26 protein-coding genes are annotated in these 20020 nt (G+C 60.3%); 8 read left to right on the top strand and 18 right to left on the bottom strand.

Annotated features, from left to right (window positions below; translation table 11 throughout):
• Positions 1–4: 4 nt before the first annotated feature.
• Together ACVWVP_RS04870 and ACVWVP_RS04865 are read right to left on the bottom strand one after the other, a co-directional pair.
• Positions 5–265 (bottom strand): putative signal transducing protein, encoded by a 261-nt coding sequence (locus ACVWVP_RS04870; protein ID WP_457404556.1) that lies wholly within the window; start codon positions 263–265, stop codon positions 5–7.
• Positions 266–276: 11 nt separating this feature from the next.
• The gene (locus ACVWVP_RS04865) at positions 277–459 is read right to left on the bottom strand and encodes a CPXCG motif-containing cysteine-rich protein (RefSeq protein WP_457404555.1); all 183 of its coding nucleotides are present in this window, start codon (positions 457–459) and stop codon (positions 277–279) included.
• A gap of 132 nt (positions 460–591) precedes the next feature.
• On the opposite strand from ACVWVP_RS04865, the gene ACVWVP_RS04860 reads away from it, so the two are divergent.
• On the top strand, positions 592–1755 hold the full coding sequence (locus ACVWVP_RS04860) for a 1-acyl-sn-glycerol-3-phosphate acyltransferase (protein ID WP_176995060.1): 1164 nt from the start codon (positions 592–594) through the stop codon (positions 1753–1755).
• Between the two features lie 157 nt (positions 1756–1912).
• On the opposite strand, the gene ACVWVP_RS04855 is transcribed toward ACVWVP_RS04860, so the two are convergent.
• Entirely contained in the window at positions 1913–2170 is a 258-nt protein-coding gene (locus ACVWVP_RS04855; RefSeq protein ID WP_176995061.1) for a hypothetical protein, read from the bottom strand.
• Positions 2171–2352: 182 nt separating this feature from the next.
• Here ACVWVP_RS04855 and ACVWVP_RS04850 point away from each other — a divergent pair, with 182 nt between their 5' ends.
• Positions 2353–2562, top strand: a complete 210-nt coding sequence (locus tag ACVWVP_RS04850) for a hypothetical protein (protein ID WP_176995062.1) — start codon at positions 2353–2355, stop codon at positions 2560–2562.
• A gap of 57 nt (positions 2563–2619) precedes the next feature.
• Here ACVWVP_RS04850 and ACVWVP_RS04845 read toward each other — a convergent pair whose 3' ends face one another.
• Positions 2620–3207 (bottom strand): YajG family lipoprotein, encoded by a 588-nt coding sequence (locus ACVWVP_RS04845; RefSeq protein ID WP_178922727.1) that lies wholly within the window; start codon positions 3205–3207, stop codon positions 2620–2622.
• 182 nt (positions 3208–3389) lie between these two features.
• Between ACVWVP_RS04845 and ACVWVP_RS04840 the strand changes: the two genes are divergently transcribed.
• Positions 3390–3623 carry a hypothetical protein gene (locus tag ACVWVP_RS04840; RefSeq protein WP_178922725.1) on the top strand — a complete coding sequence of 78 codons (234 nt, stop codon included), beginning with the start codon at positions 3390–3392 and terminating at the stop codon, positions 3621–3623.
• Between the two features lie 724 nt (positions 3624–4347).
• Positions 4348–5856 (top strand): malate dehydrogenase (quinone), encoded by a 1509-nt coding sequence (mqo, locus tag ACVWVP_RS04835; RefSeq protein WP_457404554.1) that lies wholly within the window; start codon positions 4348–4350, stop codon positions 5854–5856.
• 69 nt (positions 5857–5925) lie between these two features.
• Here the strand turns inward: mqo and ACVWVP_RS04830 are convergent, their stop codons facing one another.
• The 4 genes from ACVWVP_RS04830 to ACVWVP_RS04815 form a co-directional block, all read right to left on the bottom strand.
• On the bottom strand, positions 5926–6213 hold the full coding sequence (locus ACVWVP_RS04830) for a PA4642 family protein (RefSeq protein ID WP_016976601.1): 288 nt from the start codon (positions 6211–6213) through the stop codon (positions 5926–5928).
• Between the two features lie 192 nt (positions 6214–6405).
• Entirely contained in the window at positions 6406–6891 is a 486-nt protein-coding gene (locus tag ACVWVP_RS04825; protein ID WP_178922721.1) for a hypothetical protein, read from the bottom strand.
• 35 nt (positions 6892–6926) lie between these two features.
• The gene (locus ACVWVP_RS04820; protein ID WP_178922719.1) at positions 6927–7394 is read right to left on the bottom strand and encodes a WbuC family cupin fold metalloprotein; all 468 of its coding nucleotides are present in this window, start codon (positions 7392–7394) and stop codon (positions 6927–6929) included.
• Positions 7395–7397: 3 nt separating this feature from the next.
• Positions 7398–7955 carry a hypoxanthine-guanine phosphoribosyltransferase gene (locus ACVWVP_RS04815; RefSeq protein WP_176995068.1) on the bottom strand — a complete coding sequence of 186 codons (558 nt, stop codon included), beginning with the start codon at positions 7953–7955 and terminating at the stop codon, positions 7398–7400.
• Positions 7956–8119: 164 nt separating this feature from the next.
• Between ACVWVP_RS04815 and upp the strand changes: the two genes are divergently transcribed.
• Both upp and ACVWVP_RS04805 read left to right on the top strand, forming a co-directional pair.
• Positions 8120–8758 carry a uracil phosphoribosyltransferase gene (upp, locus tag ACVWVP_RS04810; protein WP_105520868.1) on the top strand — a complete coding sequence of 213 codons (639 nt, stop codon included), beginning with the start codon at positions 8120–8122 and terminating at the stop codon, positions 8756–8758.
• 2 nt (positions 8759–8760) lie between these two features.
• The gene (locus ACVWVP_RS04805; RefSeq protein WP_016974275.1) at positions 8761–10035 is read left to right on the top strand and encodes a uracil-xanthine permease family protein; all 1275 of its coding nucleotides are present in this window, start codon (positions 8761–8763) and stop codon (positions 10033–10035) included.
• A gap of 130 nt (positions 10036–10165) precedes the next feature.
• On the opposite strand, the gene hisC is transcribed toward ACVWVP_RS04805, so the two are convergent.
• The 10 genes from hisC to ACVWVP_RS04755 form a co-directional block, all read right to left on the bottom strand.
• The gene (gene hisC / locus ACVWVP_RS04800; RefSeq protein ID WP_178922717.1) at positions 10166–11218 is read right to left on the bottom strand and encodes a histidinol-phosphate transaminase; all 1053 of its coding nucleotides are present in this window, start codon (positions 11216–11218) and stop codon (positions 10166–10168) included.
• A gap of 3 nt (positions 11219–11221) precedes the next feature.
• The gene (gene hisD / locus ACVWVP_RS04795; protein WP_457404553.1) at positions 11222–12544 is read right to left on the bottom strand and encodes a histidinol dehydrogenase; all 1323 of its coding nucleotides are present in this window, start codon (positions 12542–12544) and stop codon (positions 11222–11224) included.
• A gap of 128 nt (positions 12545–12672) precedes the next feature.
• Positions 12673–13308 (bottom strand): ATP phosphoribosyltransferase, encoded by a 636-nt coding sequence (gene hisG, locus ACVWVP_RS04790; RefSeq protein ID WP_003188599.1) that lies wholly within the window; start codon positions 13306–13308, stop codon positions 12673–12675.
• Positions 13309–13523: 215 nt separating this feature from the next.
• A complete protein-coding gene (gene murA, locus ACVWVP_RS04785; RefSeq protein ID WP_178922713.1) occupies positions 13524–14789 on the bottom strand; it encodes a UDP-N-acetylglucosamine 1-carboxyvinyltransferase in 1266 nt (421 codons plus the stop codon).
• Positions 14790–14812: 23 nt separating this feature from the next.
• Positions 14813–15052: a BolA family protein gene (locus ACVWVP_RS04780; protein WP_178922711.1), complete on the bottom strand. Its 240-nt coding sequence runs from the start codon at positions 15050–15052 to the stop codon at positions 14813–14815.
• 114 nt (positions 15053–15166) lie between these two features.
• Positions 15167–15472 (bottom strand): STAS domain-containing protein, encoded by a 306-nt coding sequence (locus ACVWVP_RS04775; protein WP_457404552.1) that lies wholly within the window; start codon positions 15470–15472, stop codon positions 15167–15169.
• A complete protein-coding gene (locus ACVWVP_RS04770; RefSeq protein ID WP_176995074.1) occupies positions 15469–16119 on the bottom strand; it encodes an MlaC/ttg2D family ABC transporter substrate-binding protein in 651 nt (216 codons plus the stop codon). The genes ACVWVP_RS04775 and ACVWVP_RS04770 overlap by 4 nt, the downstream gene beginning before the upstream one ends.
• A gap of 11 nt (positions 16120–16130) precedes the next feature.
• Positions 16131–16598 (bottom strand): outer membrane lipid asymmetry maintenance protein MlaD, encoded by a 468-nt coding sequence (gene mlaD / locus ACVWVP_RS04765; RefSeq protein ID WP_005784855.1) that lies wholly within the window; start codon positions 16596–16598, stop codon positions 16131–16133.
• A complete protein-coding gene (gene mlaE / locus ACVWVP_RS04760) occupies positions 16598–17395 on the bottom strand; it encodes a lipid asymmetry maintenance ABC transporter permease subunit MlaE (RefSeq protein WP_178922707.1) in 798 nt (265 codons plus the stop codon). Before mlaE ends, mlaD begins: the two co-directional genes overlap by 1 nt.
• Positions 17395–18204, bottom strand: a complete 810-nt coding sequence (locus ACVWVP_RS04755; RefSeq protein WP_053254426.1) for an ATP-binding cassette domain-containing protein — start codon at positions 18202–18204, stop codon at positions 17395–17397. The genes mlaE and ACVWVP_RS04755 overlap by 1 nt, the downstream gene beginning before the upstream one ends.
• A gap of 312 nt (positions 18205–18516) precedes the next feature.
• On the opposite strand from ACVWVP_RS04755, the gene ACVWVP_RS04750 reads away from it, so the two are divergent.
• Together ACVWVP_RS04750 and ACVWVP_RS04745 are read left to right on the top strand one after the other, a co-directional pair.
• Entirely contained in the window at positions 18517–19491 is a 975-nt protein-coding gene (locus ACVWVP_RS04750; RefSeq protein ID WP_178922705.1) for a KpsF/GutQ family sugar-phosphate isomerase, read from the top strand.
• Positions 19491–20015, top strand: a complete 525-nt coding sequence (locus ACVWVP_RS04745) for a KdsC family phosphatase (protein ID WP_178922703.1) — start codon at positions 19491–19493, stop codon at positions 20013–20015. The genes ACVWVP_RS04750 and ACVWVP_RS04745 overlap by 1 nt, the downstream gene beginning before the upstream one ends.
• Positions 20016–20020 lie beyond the last annotated feature (5 nt).

Here is a 20020-nt window from a genome sequence, read left to right as displayed (position 1 = left end):
CAGCCTAACAGACCAGCACGTCGGGGAAGCTGTCGGGTTCATCGCCGGGCAGGGGTTGGGCACCGATATAAGCCGTGATCAGCTCGCGCGCGTAGACCGCACGGTCGTTATCCACTTCCAGGCCCAACAGCCCGAAAATCGGCAATTCCCCGGTGCCGCCGAGCAAATGCCGGCCCACCAGGTGCGCCTCGATGCCCTCGCTGGCGAGCATCTGTTGCAACAGCTCGCCCTCCATCAGGTTTTCCGGCTCGTAGATTCGCTGCATGGGCGTACCTGTCAGTCGTTTTCAGTACGGGTTTCAAGCATCCACTCTTCCCCATGCACCTGCAGATCGAAAATGATCGGCCGGCAACACACTTGGCAGTCCTCTATGTAGCGCTGATCACCACCGGAAAGGTCCACCGTTGTATCGACCGCTTCACCACAATAAGGACAATCGTACGTCGCGTTTTCCAGCATCGCAGCCTCCAAGGTGACTTGTGCGTATAATGGCCGGTCTATTTACAGGGCTATTTTCGGCCGAGCCCATTACTCGGGCCGCACCCTGGTATTTCCTTTACTTACCCTAGCCGTTTCTAACAAGAGAGCATGATGGGCGAATTCGATACCATCCGACCTTACAACGACAGCGAAGTCCCGGCAGTGCTGGCACGTCTGTTCAGTGACAAGGCCTTTCTGGACATCCTGACCCACTTCCGCTTCCCGCGCTTTGCCGGCGCCCTGGGCTGGCTGCTCAAGCCGATGATCGCCCGCAAACTACGCCGTGAGTTCGCCGGCGTCACCACCGTGGCCACGCTGCAGGACAAAGTCGAGTATTACGTCGACCACACCATCGACCGTGCGACCGACGGCGTGACCTACACCGGGGTCGAGCAGCTCAAGTCGGGCACCGCCTACCTGTTCCTCGCCAACCACCGCGACATCGTGATGGACCCGGCCTTCGTCAACTACGCCGTGTACCACGCCGGCCTGCCAACGCCGCGTATCGCCATCGGCGACAACCTGCTGCAAAAGCCGTTTGTCAGCGACCTGATGCGCCTGAACAAGAGCTTCATCGTGCACCGCTCGATCACCGGGCGAAAAGAGAAAATGGCGGCCTACCAGTTGCTGTCAGCCTATATCAACCACTCTATCCGCAATGACGGCGCGTCGATCTGGATCGCCCAGGCCGAAGGCCGTGCCAAGGATGGGGACGATCGCACTGAGTCGGCGATCCTCAAGATGTTCCACGTCAGCCGCAAGGACGAGCCGTTTGCCGAGGTGATCCAGTCGCTGAACCTGACGCCGGTGTCCATCAGCTACGAATACGACCCCTGCGATTCAGCCAAGGCCCGCGAGCTGTACATCCGCGCCACCACCGGCACCTACAGCAAGGCGCCGGGTGAAGACGACGTGAGCATTGCGCTGGGCATAACCGGCTACAAGGGCCGCGTGCACGTGAACTTCGCGCCGCCGATCACCGAACGCTTCGAGGACACCAAGTTGCTGGCGGTGGAAATGGACCGCCAGATTCTCGGCGGTTATCGGTTGTTCCCGGTGCATTACCTGGCGTACGCCCAATGGAGCGACGCCGACCCGCAATTGCAGGTGCCGACGGCAGCCGAGGTATTCCCGGCCGATGAGCTGGCCAAGGCCAAGGCGGAGTGGGAGCGACGCTTGAACGAATGCCCGGCCGAGCACCGGCCGTTTCTGGTGGTGCAATATGCAACGCCAGTGCGCAATCAGTATCGGGTGAAGGCAGGAATCCCCCTGTAGACACCGATTCAAACGGTGGGAGCTGGCTTGCTGTGGCGAGGGAGCTTGCTCCCGCTCGACAGCGTAGCTGGAGCCGGCTCTTTGGGGGCGCTTCGCACCCCAGCGCAAGCAAGCTTGCTCGCCACAGCAAGCCAGCTCAGTTGTTTTGTGGTGTTTTTTACAGGCGGGTGCTGATCCAGGAAACGGCCAGCGCCAGGCCCAGGCAGGCAAACCCGATGCGGTAAGCCAACCGGTGCGCCCGCTCGGTGCGCACATCCAGAAACAGCATCGGCTGGTCGATCGCGCGATCTTCGCTCTGGGCGGTCAGGTCGGCCATCGCTCGCTGCTCTCGCAGACGGGTAATAAACAGCAGCGCGGCAGCCGGGCAGGCCACCAATAAAGCAACAGCATTGATCAGCAGTGCGGGCAGCGCCATCGCAAACCTCGGTGAATCAGTATCCAGGTATCAATTCAGATACAAACCTGAACGATAGTCGCCTCCTGCGCCTAACCACTCCGTCCCCCATTAACGGCTAATGTATCCAGTAATTTACATCGTCACCTGAACGTCACCTTAACAAGCCACTCTGTTGCCCTTCGAACGTTCGGGAGCTTGTCATGCTGCATGCGCAAAACCAGGATCGGCTGTATCTGATTGCTCAAAGCGATGAGCAGGAGGCCCTCGTCGGCGGCCTCGCCTTCAACGTTCAGGACCGTCATTGGCTGGTGTATTGCGCGCTCGGCGGACACCAGCACGCCGACCTGCCGGAGCAGGACCTGCTCACTGGCGTGAGTGTGCTGGACTTTTATGTCGAAACGGCTGCATGAACGCTACAGGCACAAAAAAACCGGGCTCATCACTGAGCCCGGTTTTTTTATAAGCGGTTACTGCGAGCTGAGCAGTTGGCCGATGCTTGGGTCCTTGAACAGGCGGGTCAAGGCATCGCTCAGCACATCGCTGACCAGCTTGGTGTTGGTTTCCTGGTTCGGCGCCATGCCGAAGCGCTGGTTCAGGGACGCACCGTAACGGCCGCTGTAGCGGCGGGTGCCGGCGGAGACGTCGGACTTGAAGGTGGCGCCAATGGACGCCTCGGTCACGTACAGGCCTTCTTTAGGCGACTGGTACTTCAGCTCGGCCAGGGTGATGGTCAGCTGCGGCGCACCCGGCGCATTGGGGCTTGGCGTGAAGCCCAGCAGGCGCACGGCGGCTTCCGCCTGGGCCTGCAGCTTGGGCAGTACGTCCTGGGCATTCACAGAAACCAAAGCGGTTTCAGGGTACAGGCCACCGCGCGAACCGAGGGTAGGCGACGGACGGCCATCGACCACACGCACCGACACCGGCTGGCCATGCCCGACCGGCGCCAGCTGCGAGGTGACTTTCGGCTCTGGACTGAGTTGTTGCGGGCTGTTGGCGCAGCCAACCAGGGTCAAACTGGTCACAGTGATCAAACCGAACAACAGGCGTTGCAACATACTCATTTCTCCAGGACTAGGCGCAAACAGGCCAGCAGTATAACGGTGCACGCCCGCCACTCACCAGCCATCCTGAACGGCGGCTGAAGCCGGGTTGAAATTACAATTTCGCATAAATCCGTCATTTCAATGTCATGGCACACTGGCAACCTTCGAGCATGTAACGTAATAGGTACAAAGCCATGCGCCTTCTCAAATCGCTGTTCATGCCAAACGCCCGTCATCGCCACTATGCCCTGCTTGACGCACACGGCCATTGCCTGGCGTTCAAGCAATGCAGCTTGCCACCAGTCGGCGAAGGCTGGGTGGAAGTGGCCGAGACCCATCTGGGCTGGATGCACCGTCCGCTGCCGGCCAGCGCCCGGGTGAACACGAGGGTGGCACACGAGCATCCACGTCACGCGCTGGCTTCCTGACCAAAGCCTTAATAAAAGTCATAAAACACGCCCATTTCCTTGGCGTTCTTCGCTACAATCTCCCCCCGATTATAAGGACGTCTCCTGATCGGGCCTCGCAGCATCGTTAATGCCTCGGCATTAACCCCCAATCGCCCACAGAGAGCCGCCCACACAGATCGAATAGAGCTGGCGTGCTTGCTGCTGTCGTTGCACACCACTCCTCTGTATCGCATCTGCCAGAGCTGCCATTGCGCTCGGCCACTTGTGTTGTTTGCCCGTTTTTGCCGCGTGTCGGCAAGGTATCCGGGCCAGGTGCCAGGCTGGGGCAGCCCTTTTTTGAGGTTCACGTCTTCAAAAGAGCGTGAAAAAACGGGTTTTCACAACTTCACAAGAGTGTGGCGAGCAAATGAATAGTTTGGCGTTTGTACAAGCACCATCAGCGTCTGGAACAGCCCAACCACACAGGACCGAGCACGCCTCAACAACCGGAGCTTGAGCCTGTCCGCTACGGATTGGTTGCACGAATCACACGCTTTGACCATAAGTCGAATTGCCACAGGCGCCCATGAATGCGTTCATAGGCAGATTAGCCCGGCAGGAAGCGTGTGCTGAAGGTGCAAGGAATTGCGAATCGGACATGGCGATCCTGGCCATGGGTAATCTGGGGCAACACGTGAACCGCCCCATCACTCCTGGCAGCCATGCCGTCAATTTGGTGCTGCAGATTTTGGAGACGCGTTAAATGGCGCATAACGAAGCAGTCGACGTAGTACTGGTAGGGGCCGGCATCATGAGTGCCACCCTGGCCGTACTGCTCAAAGAGCTCGACCCCGGCCTCAAGCTGGAAGTCGTTGAGCTGATGGATTCGGGTGCCGCGGAAAGTTCCAACCCGTGGAACAACGCCGGTACCGGCCACGCCGGGCTGTGTGAGCTGAACTACACGCCGCAGGCCGCCGATGGCTCCATCGATATCAAGAAAGCCGTGCACATCAACACTCAGTTCGAGGTGTCGAAGCAGTTCTGGGCATACCTGACCAAAAAGGGCACCTTTGGCTCGTCCAAATCCTTTATCAGCCCGGTACCGCACCTGAGCTTCGTGCAGGGCGAAAAAGGCGTGTCCTTCCTCAAGAAGCGTTTTGAATCCCTCAGCCAGCACCACGCGTTTTCGGACATGCACTACACCGAAGACCGCAGCGAGATGGCTGAGTGGATGCCGCTGATGATGCCGGGCCGCCCGCTCGATGAAAAAATCGCAGCCACCCGTGTCATGAACGGCACCGACGTCAATTTCGGTGCGCTGACCAACCAACTGCTGAGCCACCTGACCAGTTCGCCCGACGCGCAGGTCAAGTACTGCAAGCGCGTGACTGGCTTGAAGCGCAACGGTGCCGGCTGGACCGTGAGCATCAAGGACGTGAACAGCGGCAACAGCCGTGAAGTGGATGCCAAATTCGTGTTCCTCGGCGCCGGTGGCGCTGCCCTGCCGCTGCTGCAGGCCTCGGGCATCGAGGAAAGCAAAGGCTTTGGCGGCTTCCCGGTCAGTGGCCAGTGGCTGCGTTGCGACAACCCGGACGTGGTCAAGCACCACCAGGCCAAGGTCTACAGCCAGGCTGCCGTAGGTTCGCCGCCGATGTCCGTGCCGCACCTGGACACCCGCGTGGTCGATGGCAAGAAGTCTCTGCTGTTCGGGCCATACGCTGGCTTCACCACCAAGTTCCTCAAGCACGGCTCGTTCCTTGACCTGCCCATGTCGATTCGCGCCGGCAACATCGGCCCGATGCTGGCGGTAGCCCGTGACAACATGGACCTGACCAAGTACCTGGTCAGCGAAGTGCGCCAGTCCATGGAACAGCGCCTGGAATCCCTGCGTCGTTTCTACCCGGAAGCGAAAGCCGAAGACTGGCGCCTGGAAGTGGCCGGCCAACGGGTGCAGATCATCAAGAAAGACCCGAAGAAAGGCGGCGTGCTGCAATTCGGCACCGAGCTTGTCGCGGCCAAGGACGGCTCGCTGGCCGCTCTGCTGGGCGCCTCTCCGGGTGCTTCGGTGACGGTTTCGATCATGCTGGAGTTGATCGAGAAGTGCTTCCCGCAGAAAGCCGCCGGCGAATGGGCTGCCAAACTGCACGAGATCTTCCCGGCGCGGGAAAAAGTCCTGGAAACGGACGCCGAGCTGTATCGCAAGATCAACGCGCAGAACAACATCAGCCTGGAGCTGGTTGTGCCTGCCGCCGAGACCGAGAGCTACGCTTGAGGCCTTGAAGCCATAAAAAACGCCCCGTCCTCTGCATGAGAACGGGGCGTTTTTTTATGCCTCGGATAATCAGCCGCGAGCGTTTTCGATCAATTCGATGTACTCGTCCGCGTTGCGCTGGTCCTTGATCAGGTCGACGAAGGTCTGGCCATGCTCGTCCTTGCCGTCGAGGTCCAGGCCGGCCTCCTTGAAGAAGCCCAGGAATCGCTCGAAATCGTCGATACGCAGGCCACGGTAGGCCTTGATCAGTTTGTGCAGGGACGGCGAAGTCGCATCAACCGGTTCGAAGTCCAGGAACAACTTGATCTGGTCGTCGCCGATCTCGTCACCAATCACCTGTTTCTTATCTTTACGCATTACCGACTCCAGCCTGCAGACATTTACACGGGAAAAGCAGTTTACCTGCGGCGCGCGTGCTTCGGAAACAATGAAGATCCAATGTGGGAGCGGGCTTGCTCGCGAATGCGGAATGTCAGTTAAAGATAAGTTGACTGACCTATCGCATTCGCGAGCAAGCCCGCTCCCACAATTGGATCTACTGTGTTCTGGCTACTGGGTACGCACGGCGCCGGTATGCAGATCCGCCCAGATATGCCCATTGGCGTAGCTCAGGAATTGCACATACACCGTTTCATTGCGCAGCAAGTCGACGATCACACGGTACTGGGCCACGGGGTAGGACAAGGTCAGGGTCTTGCTCTTGTCGTCGTAGGCCGGCTTTTTCAGGCTTTTGCTTTCGGCATCGAAGTTGAGCACCACCTGGGCGATGGTAGCGCCCTTGTTCAAGGACTTGCCCTTGAGGCGGATCATCAGCGGCGAGGTCACCGGAATCGGCTGCTGGGTGGACTGACGCTGGTTGCCGACGACAACCGCGTACTCCGTGACTTGCAACAGTTGCTGCTGGTCGGCAGCCTCTGCGCGCAGGGTCAGGTCGTCGGGCGGCAAAAACTGGCTGTGCATCACCGCAGGCGCAGCCGCCAGTGGCAAGCTGAGGGTCAGCGCCAGGGCAGCGCAGGTGCGTATCAACAGGCTCATGGGCCGCTCCAGAAAAGGTGGCCGAGCACTGTAGCTCAATCGAACTGGGCAAGCATCCAGCGTTGATACTCGGCCACGCCGGCATCGCCTTCGCGAGGCGCCCATTCAGGCTGCTCGCCCTCCCCCACCGGCCGATAGGGGCCGGCCTTGCATTCGAACATCACCGTGCCGGGCTCAAGCACCACCAGGCCGTGGAATATGCCGGGCGCAAGATCGACACCGGAGCACTCGCCGCCCGCCTGCATCACGCGCTTGGCAATCACTTCGCCGGCTTCGCTGAACACCAGCAGGCCCAGGCGCCCTTGAAGGACCAGCAAGGTTTCTGCCTTGTCAGCCCCCAAGTGTCGGTGAGGCGGAATATAGGTGCTGGGCTGCAGCCCCACCGCCATGCGATGGCACGGCTCTTCCATCTGGTGGAAGTTGTGGTGGGTCCGGCCACGGGGGCTGGCGCCCGCTTTCTCGGCCAATTCGGCAAACAGCGTCTGATCAAGAAAGCGAGTCATGGCTTACATCCCTTTGACGGCATAGATACCGTTGGCGTTGCGCCAGTAACCTTTGTAGTCCATGCCGTAACCGAAGATGTAACGGTCGATGCACGGCAGGCCCACGTAATCGGCTTTCAGGTCTGGGCGAGCCTTGCGGTCGTGGTCCTTGTCGATCAGCACGGCGGTGTGCACTTTGCGCGCGCCGGCGTGTTTGCAGAAGTCGATGATCGCGCCCAGGGTGTGACCTTCGTCGAGGATGTCGTCGATGATCAGCACGTCACGGTCGATGAACGAGACTTCTGGCTTGGCTTTCCAGAACAGGTCGCCGCCGCTGGTCTCGTTGCGATAACGGGTGGCGTGCAGGTAGGACGCTTCCAGCGGGAATTGCAGGTGGGTCAGCAATTTGCCGGCGAAGATCAGGCCACCGTTCATCACGCAGAAGACCACCGGGTTGGTGTCGGCCATTTCGCGAGTAATGTGTGCGCCGACCTCGGCGATCGCTGCTTCGACTTGCGCTTCGGTGTACAGGCAGTCAGCCTCACGCATGATTTGACGGATATGCTCAAGATCAGCGGACATGGCGCTCTCCAAGGGGGTGCTGTGGCAAGAAAAGCGGGCGAAGGTACGCTTCTCGTGCGCTCCGAGCAAGCCTTAATGGACTAACGTACTAGATGTCTATAGGACAACACCCTCGGATAGATTAATCTAGGCCGGTTTTTTTGCCCGCCGCCGGAGCCTTTCCCATGCCCACTCGCGAGATCCGCCACCCGCTGATCCGACACAAACTCGGCCTTATGCGCCGCGCCGACATCAGCACGAAGAATTTCCGTGAGCTTGCTCAGGAAGTCGGAGCGTTGCTCACTTACGAAGCCACCAAGGATCTGCCCCTGGAAACCTACGAGATCCCCGGTTGGGCCGGTCCCGTCCAGGTCGAGAAGATCGCTGGTAAGAAAATCACTGTGGTGCCTATTTTGCGCGCCGGTATCGGCATGCTCGAAGGCGTCCTCAGCCTGATTCCGGGCGCCAAGGTCAGCGCCGTAGGCGTGGCCCGCAATGAAGAAACGCTGGAAGCCCATACCTACCTGGAAAAACTCGTCCCGGAAATCGACGAGCGCCTGGCCATGATCATCGACCCGATGCTCGCCACCGGCAGTTCCATGGTTGCCACCATCGACCTGCTGAAAAAAGCCGGCTGCAAGGACATCCGCGCCATGGTGCTGGTGGCTGCGCCGGAAGGTATCGCCGCTGTCGAGAAAGCCCACCCGGACGTGCAGATCTACACCGCGTCCATTGATGAGCGCCTGAACGAGCACGGCTACATCATCCCGGGCCTGGGCGATGCCGGTGACAAGATCTTCGGCACCAAGCAGAAGGACGCGTGAGCATGCAGGATGAATTCAACGACCCGCTTTGGCGCCAGATCCTGTCTGGCGCACAAATGCTCTTCGTGGCATTTGGCGCGCTGGTGTTGATGCCGCTGATCACAGGTCTTGATCCAAACGTTGCACTGTTCACCGCCGGCCTGGGCACGTTGTTGTTCCAGCTGGTGACAGGTCGTCAGGTGCCGGTTTTCCTGGCGTCGAGCTTTGCCTTCATCACGCCGATCATTCTCGCCAAGGGCCAGTTCGGCCTCGCCGCGACCATGGGCGGGGTGATGGCGGCCGGTTTCGTTTATACCTTCCTGGGCTTGGCGGTGAAGATCAAGGGCACCGGGTTTATCGACCGGTTGCTGCCCCCTGTGGTCATCGGCCCGGTGATTATCTCCATTGGCCTGGCGATGGCGCCGATTGCGGCCAATATGGCGATGGGCAAGGCCGGTGATGGCAGCGAACTGATCCATTACCAGACGGCAATGATGATCTCGATGCCGGCGCTGCTGACCACGTTGATCGTGGCGGTGTTCGGCAAAGGCATTTTCCGCCTGGTGCCGATCATCTCCGGCGTGCTGGTCGGTTTTGCCATGTCGTTCTACTTTGGCGTGGTCGACACCGCAAAAATTGCCGCTGCACCGTGGTTCGCCCTGCCCCACTTCACTGCGCCGGAGTTCAACTGGCAGGCCATCCTGTTTATCGTCCCAGTGGCCCTGGCCCCGGCGATCGAACACATCGGTGGCGTGATTGCGGTGGGCAGCGTGACCGGTCGCGACTACTTGAAGAAGCCCGGCCTGCATCGCACCCTGCTGGGTGACGGCATCGCCACGACGGCAGCCGGTTTGTTTGGCGGCCCGCCGAACACCACCTACGCCGAAGTGACCGGTGCGGTGATGCTGACCAAGAACTACAACCCGAAGATCATGACCTGGGCGGCCATCTTTGCCATCAGCCTGGCGTTTATCGGTAAGTTCGGCGCGTTGCTGCAGAGCATTCCGGTGCCGGTGATGGGCGGGATTCTGTGCCTGCTGTTCGGCTCGATTGCGGCGGTGGGGATGAACACACTGATCCGCCACAAGATCGACCTGGGCGAAGCGCGCAACCTGGTGATTGTGTCGGTGACGCTGGTGTTCGGGATTGGCGGTGTGCTGGTTGGCACCGGCACCGGCCCGGATGATTTCGGCCTCAAGGGCATTGCCCTGTGTGCGGTGGTGGCGATTGGTTTGAACCTGCTGCTGCCGGGCAATGATGGTTGGAAGAACAAGAAGTCGGATGAGCCGTTGATCTAACTGCCTCAACGCAAAACCAAATGTGGGAGCGGGCTTGCTCGCGAATGCAGTGTGTCATTCAGCACATCAGTGACTGAACCACCGCATTCGCGAGCAAGCCCGCTCCCACATTTTTTGATCTTCAGGGAGCTTAGAGCTCGCCCAGGCCGTCGATCAGCGCCTGATTCTGCTCCGGCGTACCGATGCTGATCCGCAGGAACTGGGCAATCCGCTCCTGCTTGAAGTGCCGCACGATCACACCCTGCTCACGCAGTTTGGCCGCCAGGCCGGCAGCGTCGTGCTTGGGATGACGGGCAAAGATGAAGTTGGCCGCCGAAGGCAACACCTCAAACCCCTTGCCTTCCAACTGAGCGACCACCTTATTGCGGCTGTCGATCACCAGTTGGCATGTCTTCTCGAAATACTCACGGTCCTCAAACGCTGCCGCCGCGCCGACAATCGCCAGGCGATCCAGCGGGTAGGAGTTGAAGCTGTTCTTGACCCGCTCCAGCGCTTCGATCAGGTCCGGGTGGCCCACGGCCAGGCCCACGCGTAAACCGGCCAGTGAGCGCGATTTGGACAGGGTCTGGGTCACCAGCAGGTTCGGGTAGCGGTCAACCAGGCTGATCGCGGTCTCACCGCCGAAGTCGATATAGGCTTCATCGACCACCACCACCGAATCCGGACTGGCCTTGAGGATCTGCTCCACCGCATCCAGCGCCAGCACGCAGCCCGTCGGCGCGTTCGGGTTGGGGAAGATGATCCCGCCGTTGGGCTTGGCGTAATCCGCTACCCGGATCTGGAACTGCTCGTCCAAGGGCACAGGGGCCGACTGGATGCCGTACAGGCCGCAGTAGACCGGATAGAAGCTGTAGCTGATGTCCGGGAACAGCAGCGGCAGATCGTGCTGGAACAAACCGTGGAAGATGTGCGCCAGGACTTCGTCGGAACCGTTGCCGAGGAACACCTTGCCGGCATCCACGCCGTAATACTTGGCCACTGCCTGCTTGAGCAGGTCGCTGTTGGGGTCCGGGTACAGGCGCAGGTTGTCGTTCAGCTCGGCCTGCATCGCGGCCAACGCCTTGGGCGATGGGCCGTAGGGGTTTTCATTGGTGTTGAGCTTGACCAGCTTGGTCAGCTTCGGCTGCTCGCCGGGCACGTAAGGCACGAGGTCCTTGACGAAAGGGCTCCAGAATTTGCTCATGTCTCAGTTCCCCTTCTGTTCAAGGATACGGTATTCGGCGCTGCGGGCGTGGGCACTCAGGGACTCACCGCGGGCCAGTACCGAAGCGGTCTTGCCCAGCTCGGAAGCGCCCTGCGGCGAGCAGAAAATGATCGACGAACGCTTCTGGAAGTCATACACCCCCAGCGGCGACGAGAAGCGTGCAGTGCCGGAGGTCGGCAGTACGTGGTTCGGGCCCGCGCAGTAGTCACCCAGGGCTTCGCTGGTGTGGCGGCCCATGAAGATCGCACCGGCGTGGCGAATCGACGGCAGCCAGGCCTGAGGGTCGGCCACGGACAGTTCCAGGTGCTCCGGCGCGATACGGTTGGCCACTTCGATGGCCTGCTCCATGTCACGCACCAGGATCAGCGCGCCGCGGCCATTGATCGACTTCTCGATGATCTCGGCGCGCTCCATGGTGGGCATCAGCTTATTGATGCTGGCGGCGACCTTGTCGAGGAACTCGGCATCCGGGCTGACCAGGATCGCCTGGGCGTCTTCGTCGTGCTCGGCCTGGGAGAACAGGTCCATGGCGATCCAGTCCGGGTCGGTCTGGCCGTCGCATACCACGAGGATTTCCGAAGGGCCGGCGATCATGTCGATACCAACCTGGCCGAACACGTGGCGCTTGGCAGTGGCAACGTAGATGTTGCCAGGGCCGACCACCTTGTCGACCTTCGGCACGCTTTCGGTGCCATAGGCCAGGGCCGCAACGGCCTGTGCGCCACCGATGGTGAACACACGGTCGACACCGGCGATGCACGCTGCCGCCAGCACCAGTTCGTTGATTTCACCACGCGGGGTTGGCACCACCATGACCACTTCGGTCACGCCGGCCACCTTGGCGGGAATGGCGTTCATCAACACCGACGATGGGTAGGAGGCTTTACCGCCTGGCACATACAGGCCGGCACGGTCCAACGGCGTGACCTTCTGGCCCAGCACGGTGCCGTCGGCCTCGGTGTAGCTCCAAGAGTCCTGCTTTTGCTTCTCGTGGTAGCTGCGCACCCGCGCCGCCGCCACTTCCAGGGCTTCGCGCTGGGGCGCAGTGATGCGCGTCAGGGCCAGCTCCAGGCGTTCGCGGGGCAGGATCAGGTCGGCCATGGACTTGACGTCCAGGCCATCGAACTGGCGGGTGAAGTCCACCAGCGCCGCATCACCGCGCTCGCGCACGGCCTTGATGATGTCGAGCACCCGCCTGTTGACCGAATCGTCGGACACGCTTTCCCAGCTCAGCAGATGATCCAGATGATGGGCGAAATCCGGATCGGCAGCGTTGAGTCGGGCAATTGCAGTGGACGTGGTCATAGCGAGGGCCTCATAGGATTGGCAAAAATGCTCAGGCGCCGAAAGTTAGCAGTCGATCCGCTTGGGCACCTGAGAATTCTGGCTATGAGGCGGATAGACGGGCGCAGCTGTTCAGCTACGCGGGTGAGTCAACCGCGGTGTCGCGACTCCACTGCCTTGCGCAGGGTGTCGATCAACGCCTGGATACGGGCGTGCTGCATCTTCATCGACGCTTTGTTGACGATCAGACGGGAGCTGATGTCAGCAATGAAATCCTGAGGCTCCAGGCCATTGGCACGCAGGGTGTTGCCGGTGTCGACCACGTCGATGATCTTGTCGGCCAGGCCGATCAACGGGGCCAGCTCCATCGAGCCGTAGAGCTTGATGATGTCGACCTGGCGACCTTGCTCGGCGTAGTAACGCTTGGCAACATTGACGAACTTGGTGGCCACGCGCAGGCGCCCCTTTGGCTCGACATCACCGACACGGCCGGCAGTCATCAGCTTGCACAGCGCGATACGCAGGTCCAGCGGCTCGTACAAACCCTGGCCGCCGTATTCCATCAGCACGTCCTTGCCGGCGACACCCAGGTCGGCCGCGCCATGCTCAACGTAGGTCGGCACGTCGGTAGCCCGCACGATCAACAGACGAACGTCGTCCTGGGTCGTGGGGATGATCAGCTTGCGGCTCTTGTCCGGATTCTCGGTCGGCACGATGCCCGCTTCAGCCAGAAGCGGCAAAGTGTCGTCAAGGATGCGGCCCTTGGACAGTGCGATGGTCAACATGGGAAACGTCAGTCCTTCATCAGGCTATTGCTGTCCGGTCGCGAACGGCGCCAGACACAGATCGAGGCCATTACAGCCTCGATTTTAAACAAATTCAGCATATTGCTTCTTCAACTTGTAGTGAGCGGGCTTGCCCCGCGACGTGGTGTGTCAGGCGCCTTAACCCTACCTGATACACCGCGGCGCGGGGCAAGCCCGCTCACTACAAGCAGCAACTAGCCCGGTACGCGGCGGATTTTCGCGCCGAGCATCTGCAGTTTCTCTTCGATGCACTCGTAACCACGGTCGATGTGGTAGATGCGGTCGATCAGGGTGTCACCCTCGGCGATCAGCGCCGATATTACCAGGCTGGCCGAGGCGCGCAGGTCGGTGGCCATCACTGGCGCGCCCTTGAGCTTCTCGGTGCCGGTCACGATGGCGGTGTTGCCTTCGACCTGGATCTTGGCGCCCATGCGGTGCAATTCGTACACGTGCATGAAGCGGTTTTCGAAGATGGTCTCGATGACCGCACCGGTGCCTTCGGCAATGGCGTTCAGGGAGATGAACTGCGCCTGCATGTCGGTCGGGAACGCTGGGTAGGGAGCGGTACGCACGTTGACGGCCTTGGGACGCTTGCCGTGCATGTTCAGCTCGATCCAGTCTTCGCCGGTGGTGATTTCGGCACCGGCTTCGCGCAGCTTCTCAAGCACCGCTTCCAGGATGGTCGGATCGGTGTCCTTGACCTTGACGCGGCCACCGGTGACGGCAGCGGCAACCAGGTAAGTGCCGGTCTCGATACGGTCCGGCATTACTTTGTAGGTGGCCGAGTGCAGGCGTTTCACACCGTCGATGGTGATGGTGTCGGTGCCAGCGCCGGTGATATTGGCACCCATGGCGATCAGGAAGTTGGCCAGGTCGACCACTTCCGGCTCGCGCGCGGCGTTTTGCAGGACGCTGCGGCCGTTGGCCAGGGCAGCGGCCATCATGATGTTCTCGGTACCGGTCACGCTGACGGTATCGAAGAAGAAGTTGGCACCACGCAGGCCGCCTTCCGGCGCCTTGGCCTTGATGTAGCCGCCTTCGACGTCAATGGTCGCGCCCATGGCTTCGAGGCCACGGATGTGCAGGTCAACCGGACGCGAACCGATGGCGCAACCGCCAGGCAGTGCCACTTCGGCTTCGCCGAAACGGGCAACCATCGGGCCCAGTACCAGGATCGAGGCACGCATGGTTTTCACCAGTTCGTACGGAGCGACCAGGGTCTTGATGGTGCGCGGGTCGATTTCGACGGCCAGCTTCTCGTCGATCACCGGCTCAATGCCCATGCGACCGAACAGCTCGATCATGGTGGTGATGTCGTGCAGGTGCGGCAGGTTGGCCACGGTAACCGGGCCATCGCACAGCAGGGTCGCCGCCAGGATCGGCAGAGCGGAGTTTTTCGCACCGGAAATGCGAATCTCGCCATCAAGGCGGGCACCGCCGGTAATAATCAATTTATCCATAAGAATCTCGACGCCTTGGGGGCTCAGGTGCGCTCGGCCCAGGCCGCGCGGCTGAAAAATTTCATAGTGACCGCATGGATGCTGCCATCGGTGATCCATGGGTTCAAATGGGCATAGATCTGCTGCTGACGCTTGACCGGGCTCAATGCCGCCAGTTCATCGCTAATCACGTTCAGTTGGAAGTTGCAGCCTTCGCCTTCAACTTCTACGTTCGTATCCGGCAGCTTTCCTTCAAGGAAGCGCTTAACTTCTAGGGCCTGCATGCTCAACCTCTATCGGCGCCCAGTGCGCACGGGTCGCACATCATACAAAAAAGCCCCGCGCCTGCGAACCCCGCATAGCAGGACTCTGACGGGGGGCTTTCCTGAAAATGGCTATTAAGGATGCGCCAACAGCTCGCTCAGGCCAGAAACCTCGGCAATTTCCCGCATGTCCTCGGGCATTGCACGGATGCTGACCGGCTTTTTGATCGCCTCGGCATCACGGATAAAGCACAGCAATAACGACAAGCCAACGCTGCTGGACTTGGTCACCGCCGAGCAATCGAGCACCAGTGCAGGCGCGGTGCTGGTCTTGATCAGCGCCTGGCCCTGCTTGCGCAGGTCAGGCCCGGTGCGGTAGTCCAGCACGCCGCTGAGGAACAACTCGCCGGCGTCGCCGAGACGAACAGCCGACTCGGTCATTGTGCGGACTTCCCGGCAGCTTGCTTGTCAGTTTCTTCCTTGGCCTTGGCCACTTCACCGGCCCAACCGTTGATGGTCTTGTCCAGGTCGTTGCCGTTGCGCTGCATGGCGTCAGCGAACTGGTCGCGGAACAGCTTGCCGATGTTGATGCCGTTGATGATCACGTTGCGCAGTTTCCACTCGCCGTTGACCTTCTCCAGCGTGTACTGCACAGGGTAGACCGCGCCGTTGTTGCCTTTGACAGTCATGCCGACGCTGGTACGGTCGCCCGACTCGTCCTTGGCAGGGTCCACGGTGATGCCTTGGTTGTTGTACTCAAGCAACGCGTTGCCGTAGAACTGGAACAGGCCCTTCTTGAAGTTTTCCTGGAAGGTCTGCATCTGCGCCGGGGTCGCCTTGCGCGAATACTTGACGGTCATGATGCTGCGGGAAATGCCTTCGGCATCCACCACCGGGCCCACGATCGAGTTCAGCGCGTCGTAGAACTTACTCGGGTCCTGCTTGTACTGCTCTTTGTTGGCAGTCAGGTCGGCCAGCATCTTGCTGGTCGTATCCTGCACCAGATCGTGCGCAGAACCTGCCGCGTTGGCCAGCAGCGGCAGCGCTGCAAGCAATACCAGCAGGCCACGTCGCAAGGTAGAGATCATGAACAGATTCCTCATTTGGCGTCTTTATTGACCGTATTGAGCAGGAATTTACCGATCAGGTCTTCAAGCACCAGCGACGACTGCGTGTCGTGGATGGTCGAACCATCCTTGAGCAGGGCTGTTTCCCCGCCCACGCTGACACCGATGTACTTCTCGCCCAGCAGACCCGCTGTGAGGATAGATGCAGTGGAGTCAGTCGGCAGATTATCTACCTTCTTGTCCACCTGCATGGTCACCCGGCCGGTGAAGCTGTCGCGATCCAGATCGATTGCCGTGACCTTGCCGATGGTAACGCCGGCCATGGTCACTTTAGCTCTGACCGTCAAACCGGCGATATTGTCGAAGTACGCATAAAGTTTATAAGTATCGGCGGTGGGGCTGGCCGACAGGCCACTGACCCGCAGGGCCAGCAACAGTAAAGCCAGGATGCCAGCCAGCAAGAAAAGGCCGACACCGATTTCCACAGTGCGGTTTTGCATCAGAAATCTCCAAACATCAAGGCGGTCAAAATGAAGTCAAGGCCCAGTACCGCCAGCGAGGCGTACACAACGGTCTTGGTGGTGGCGCGACTGATCCCTTCTGAGGTGGGCTCACAGTCGTAGCCTTGGAATACGGCGATCCAGGTCACTACAAAGGCGAAAACGATGCTTTTGATGATGCCGTTGAGCACGTCACCACTGAAGGTCACGCTGTTCTGCATGTTGGCCCAGTAGGAACCGTCATAGACGCCCAGCCAGTCAACCGCCACCCACGAACCGCCCCAGATACCGACCACGCTGAAGATCATTGCCAGCAGCGGCAGGGAAATGAAGCCGGCCCACAGGCGCGGGGCGACGATGTACTTGAGCGGGTCCACGCCGATCATTTCCAGGCTGGACAGCTGTTCGGTGGACTTCATATTGCCGATTTCTGCCGTCAGGGCAGAACCGGCGCGCCCGGCAAACAGTAAGGCGGTGACCACCGGCCCCAGTTCACGCAACAGCGTCAGGGCGACCATCTGCCCCACCGCCTGCTCCGAACCGTAACTGGACAGAATGTTGAAACCCTGCAGCGCCAGCACCATGCCAATGAACACGCCGGAAACGACGATGATCACCAGGGACATCACGCCCACCGAGTGCAACTGCTTGATCAGCAGGCCAAAACCGCCGCCGATGCCGCCACGACCGAGCAAGGCATGAAACAGGAAGAGGGTGGAACGGCCCAGCACTTCGACAATGTCGATGCCCGAGCGGCCGAAAAGGCGAACCTTTTCGATAAGAGATGTCTTGCGCATCAGCGCTTCCCCAGAAGATCTGAGCGGTAGTCCGCTGCCGGAAAATGAAAAGGCACCGGGCCATCAGGATCGCCGGTCATGAATTGGCGAATGCGCGGGTTATCGGCGTTCATCAACTCTTCTGGAGTGCCCTGCCCCAACACCTGGCCATCACCGACGACATAGAGGTAGTCGGCGATGCTCGCGGTTTCGGCCAGGTCATGGGAAACCACGATACTGGTGATACCCAGCGCATCGTTGAGCAGTCGAATGAGGCGTACCAATACGCCCATGGCGATCGGATCCTGGCCCACGAACGGTTCGTCGTACATGAGGATCTGCGGGTCGAGGGCGATGGCCCGCGCCAGTGCGACACGGCGCTTCATGCCACCGGACAGTTCGTCAGGCATCAGGTCGACGGCACCGCGAAGGCCCACGGCCTGCAGTTTCAGCAACACAATGTCACGAATCATTTCATCGGACAGCTGGGTATGCACCCGCAGCGGAAACGCCACGTTTTCGAATACATCGAGATCGGTGAACAACGCACCGCTCTGGAACAGCACACCCATGTGCTTGCGCGCATCGAACAGGTCGCTGCGCGACAGCGTCGGCAGGTTCTGTCCATTGACCCACACTTCGCCGGCACTGGGCCGCAATTGCATGCCCATCAGGCGCAACAGGGTGGTCTTGCCACAGCCTGAAGGGCCCATGATGCCCGTGACCTTGCCGCGGGGAATGCGAATATCGACGTTATTGAAGATGCTGCGCGTCCCGCGCTTGAAGGTAAGGCCCTTCAGCTCGACCGCGTAGGCGTTATCGGCACTCATCTAAACTCCTTGGGATGCAGCCTCTCACTCAGACACCATGTGTACGACATTCGTTTGCAACGGATGTGCAAGCAGGTAGCCACATGGGTTGGGTGAACCGAACTGGCGGCGAACTATATCACTGCTGGTGCGGCGCCCCCAAGGCCGGAACTGCGCTTGTTCAGATTGACGACAGGGAAAAACATTGCCGACTGTGTTGGGCGGGAGCGGAATCTCTGACGCCTTGTGAATAAAGCCTGACGAACTTGCGTGAGGGAATTGATCATTACCGCTATAATCGCCGACTTTTCGTCAGGCTATACGATTTCAGACATGAGCCAATCCAGCGACCTTATTCAATCCGCACAGCGCACCATCCGCCTCGAGCTCGAAGCCGTAGAGGGCTTGCTGGCCCATATCGACGCGGATTTCGTACGCGCCTGCGAGATGATTCTGGCCAGCAAAGGCCGCGTTGTTGTGGTCGGCATGGGTAAATCCGGACACATCGGCAACAAGATCGCCGCCACGCTGGCAAGCACCGGGACCACCTCGTTTTTCGTGCATCCGGCAGAAGCCAGCCACGGCGACATGGGCATGATCACCAAGGATGACATCATCCTGGCGCTGTCCAACTCCGGCACCACCAACGAAATCGTCACCCTATTGCCGTTGATCAAGCGCCTGGGCATCAAGATGATCAGCATCACCGGCAACCCGGAATCGACGCTGGCCAAGGCCGCCGAAGTGAACCTCAACGTTCACGTGGCCCACGAGGCCTGCCCGCTGAACCTGGCGCCGACGTCCTCGACCACCGCCGCCCTGGTCATGGGTGATGCGCTGGCCGTTGCCCTGCTGGAAGCCCGCGGTTTTACCGCAGAAGACTTCGCTTTCTCCCATCCGGGTGGCGCCCTGGGCCGCCGCCTGCTGTTGAAAGTGGAAAACGTCATGCATGCAGGCGATGAATTGCCTCACGTCCAGCGCGGCACGCTACTGAAGGACGCGCTGATGGAAATGACCCGCAAGGGCCTCGGCATGACCGTTATCCTGGAAGCCGATGGCCGCCTGGCCGGGGTATTCACCGACGGCGACTTGCGCCGCACCCTGGACCGCACCATCGACATCCACACCGCGACCATCGATGCGGTCATGACCCCTCATGGCAAGACCGCACGCCCGGAAATGCTGGCTGCAGAAGCGCTGAAGATCATGGAAGACCACAAGATCGGCGCGCTGGTGGTGGTCAATGAAGATGACCGCCCTATCGGCGCCCTGAACATGCACGACTTGCTGCGTGCGGGAGTAATGTAATGACAGGCGACCTGTTGCAACGCGGCAAGAACATCAAGCTGGCGATTTTCGACGTCGACGGCGTGCTGACCGATGGCCGCCTGTACTTTCTCGAAGACGGCAGCGAATTCAAGACGTTCAATACCCTCGACGGCCAGGGCATCAAGATGCTGATGGCGGCAGGTGTGCAAACGGCCATTATCAGCGGTCGCAAGACCCCGGTTGTGGAACGTCGTGCACAAAACCTGGGGATTCCTCACCTGTATCAGGGCCGTGAGGATAAACTGGTGGTTCTGGACGAGCTTCTTGGCCAACTCAACCTAAGCTATGAGCAGGTCGCCTACCTCGGTGACGACCTGCCCGACCTGCCGGTCATTCGCCGGGTAGGCCTGGGCATGGCTGTCGCCAACGCGGCGGCATTTGTTCGTGAACACGCCCATGGCATCACCACGGCCCGTGGCGGCGAAGGTGCCGCGCGTGAGTTCTGCGAATTGATCCTGCGCGCCCAGGGCAGCCTTGAAGCGGCCCACGCCGCCTACTTATAGAGCGT

It is taken from the genome of Pseudomonas sp. TE24901 (assembly GCF_054058375.1).
This window is presented reverse-complemented; position numbering and strand designations above follow the sequence as displayed.

What these genes read in the sequence shown, in the direction of transcription:
- mlaE (WP_178922707.1), bottom strand. Translation starts at nt 17,395, where the DNA reads ATGCGCAAGACATCTCTTATCGAAAAGGTTCGCCTTTTCGGCCGCTCG.
- ACVWVP_RS04805 (WP_016974275.1), top strand. Translation starts at nt 8,761, where the DNA reads ATGCAGGATGAATTCAACGACCCGCTTTGGCGCCAGATCCTGTCTGGC.
- ACVWVP_RS04815 (WP_176995068.1), bottom strand. Translation starts at nt 7,955, where the DNA reads ATGTCCGCTGATCTTGAGCATATCCGTCAAATCATGCGTGAGGCTGAC.
- ACVWVP_RS04855 (WP_176995061.1), bottom strand. Translation starts at nt 2,170, where the DNA reads ATGGCGCTGCCCGCACTGCTGATCAATGCTGTTGCTTTATTGGTGGCC.
- ACVWVP_RS04820 (WP_178922719.1), bottom strand. Translation starts at nt 7,394, where the DNA reads ATGACTCGCTTTCTTGATCAGACGCTGTTTGCCGAATTGGCCGAGAAA.
- ACVWVP_RS04840 (WP_178922725.1), top strand. Translation starts at nt 3,390, where the DNA reads ATGCGCCTTCTCAAATCGCTGTTCATGCCAAACGCCCGTCATCGCCAC.
- ACVWVP_RS04780 (WP_178922711.1), bottom strand. Translation starts at nt 15,052, where the DNA reads ATGCAGGCCCTAGAAGTTAAGCGCTTCCTTGAAGGAAAGCTGCCGGAT.
- ACVWVP_RS04745 (WP_178922703.1), top strand. Translation starts at nt 19,491, where the DNA reads ATGACAGGCGACCTGTTGCAACGCGGCAAGAACATCAAGCTGGCGATT.
- ACVWVP_RS04830 (WP_016976601.1), bottom strand. Translation starts at nt 6,213, where the DNA reads ATGCGTAAAGATAAGAAACAGGTGATTGGTGACGAGATCGGCGACGAC.
- murA (WP_178922713.1), bottom strand. Translation starts at nt 14,789, where the DNA reads ATGGATAAATTGATTATTACCGGCGGTGCCCGCCTTGATGGCGAGATT.
- hisD (WP_457404553.1), bottom strand. Translation starts at nt 12,544, where the DNA reads ATGACCACGTCCACTGCAATTGCCCGACTCAACGCTGCCGATCCGGAT.
- ACVWVP_RS04775 (WP_457404552.1), bottom strand. Translation starts at nt 15,472, where the DNA reads ATGACCGAGTCGGCTGTTCGTCTCGGCGACGCCGGCGAGTTGTTCCTC.
- ACVWVP_RS04750 (WP_178922705.1), top strand. Translation starts at nt 18,517, where the DNA reads ATGAGCCAATCCAGCGACCTTATTCAATCCGCACAGCGCACCATCCGC.
- hisG (WP_003188599.1), bottom strand. Translation starts at nt 13,308, where the DNA reads ATGTTGACCATCGCACTGTCCAAGGGCCGCATCCTTGACGACACTTTG.
- ACVWVP_RS04825 (WP_178922721.1), bottom strand. Translation starts at nt 6,891, where the DNA reads ATGAGCCTGTTGATACGCACCTGCGCTGCCCTGGCGCTGACCCTCAGC.
- ACVWVP_RS04845 (WP_178922727.1), bottom strand. Translation starts at nt 3,207, where the DNA reads ATGTTGCAACGCCTGTTGTTCGGTTTGATCACTGTGACCAGTTTGACC.
- ACVWVP_RS04850 (WP_176995062.1), top strand. Translation starts at nt 2,353, where the DNA reads ATGCTGCATGCGCAAAACCAGGATCGGCTGTATCTGATTGCTCAAAGC.
- hisC (WP_178922717.1), bottom strand. Translation starts at nt 11,218, where the DNA reads ATGAGCAAATTCTGGAGCCCTTTCGTCAAGGACCTCGTGCCTTACGTG.
- ACVWVP_RS04770 (WP_176995074.1), bottom strand. Translation starts at nt 16,119, where the DNA reads ATGATCTCTACCTTGCGACGTGGCCTGCTGGTATTGCTTGCAGCGCTG.
- ACVWVP_RS04860 (WP_176995060.1), top strand. Translation starts at nt 592, where the DNA reads ATGGGCGAATTCGATACCATCCGACCTTACAACGACAGCGAAGTCCCG.
- ACVWVP_RS04755 (WP_053254426.1), bottom strand. Translation starts at nt 18,204, where the DNA reads ATGAGTGCCGATAACGCCTACGCGGTCGAGCTGAAGGGCCTTACCTTC.
- ACVWVP_RS04870 (WP_457404556.1), bottom strand. Translation starts at nt 265, where the DNA reads ATGCAGCGAATCTACGAGCCGGAAAACCTGATGGAGGGCGAGCTGTTG.
- mlaD (WP_005784855.1), bottom strand. Translation starts at nt 16,598, where the DNA reads ATGCAAAACCGCACTGTGGAAATCGGTGTCGGCCTTTTCTTGCTGGCT.
- mqo (WP_457404554.1), top strand. Translation starts at nt 4,348, where the DNA reads ATGGCGCATAACGAAGCAGTCGACGTAGTACTGGTAGGGGCCGGCATC.
- upp (WP_105520868.1), top strand. Translation starts at nt 8,120, where the DNA reads ATGCCCACTCGCGAGATCCGCCACCCGCTGATCCGACACAAACTCGGC.
- ACVWVP_RS04865 (WP_457404555.1), bottom strand. Translation starts at nt 459, where the DNA reads ATGCTGGAAAACGCGACGTACGATTGTCCTTATTGTGGTGAAGCGGTC.